General features: G+C 61.5%; 1 protein-coding gene. It reads right to left on the reverse strand.

Annotated features, from left to right (window positions below; translation table 11 throughout):
- On the reverse strand, positions 1–983 hold a 983-nt coding region (locus tag EOA28_RS36925), incomplete at both ends, for a porin (RefSeq protein ID WP_245501698.1).

Genomic DNA, 983 nt, shown 5'->3' on the forward strand with positions numbered 1-983 from the left:
TAGTTCTTGTCGTCGTCGGCGGATGCCTGGACATTGAAGGACGTCTTGTCGTTGAACTTGTAGGTGCCGCCACCCCATACAGCCCAGTTGCCGCCCCATGGCTTGTAGAAGCCGCGCCCGTGGGCATCGACTGCGTTGCCCGCATCGTCGCTTAGGTTGTCGTCGGTGCCGTAGCCGGCCATGATGAACAGGGATAGTTCCTTGTTGACGTTGACATCGAGGCGAACCTTGCCAGCCACTTCCTCGTAGTTGCTGTCATAGGCAACGACGCCAGTGAGCGCGCCCCAGTCGCCCTTGTACTTCAGGCCGCCGACGACGTGTGGAACATAGCTGTCGATGGTGCCGGTGGTACCGGAGCCTTCTTCGAGCGAGACGACGCCCGAGAAGCCGCTGCCGGCGTCGAAATAGTAGCTGACGACATTGGTGTCCTTGATGCCATACGGGATGATCGTGTCCTGGATGACATTGCCGGCATAACCGATGAACTGGTCATAAGGCGTCTCATCCTTACCGACGCGCAGGCCGCCGAGCTGGATCCAGGCGAAATGCAGGTCGGTCGCCTTGTTGGCGGCGGGATTGCTGTCGACGTCACCGTCGGCGGTGACCAGGTTCTTGTCGCCGAAATTGAAGCGCGTCTCGGTGTAGGTCTTCAACGTGCCGAGTTCGGTTTCCTGGCCGGTCCAGGTCTTCAGCGTGAACCGGGTGTTCTTGAACCAGGTGTTCTGGACGTCGCCGTCCCGAACGTCGACACTCTTGGCGCCATCGAACGAGCCCACATCGCCCACGCCGGCGTCATAGCGGACGTAGCCGCCGACGCGCAGGCAGGTCTCGGTGCCGGGGATATAGAAGTAGCCGGCGCCATAGACGTCGCAGATCTTCACATATTCGGCCGGTTCTGGCTCGGCAACGGTCACCGCGTCGGCGGCGCGGGCGCCCCAAACTGCGATCAGGGCCGCAGCGGAGCCGAGAAGAAGGCTCTTGAT

Source organism: Mesorhizobium sp. M2A.F.Ca.ET.067.02.1.1 (genome assembly GCF_004023285.1).
Classification (GTDB): domain Bacteria; phylum Pseudomonadota; class Alphaproteobacteria; order Rhizobiales; family Rhizobiaceae; genus Mesorhizobium.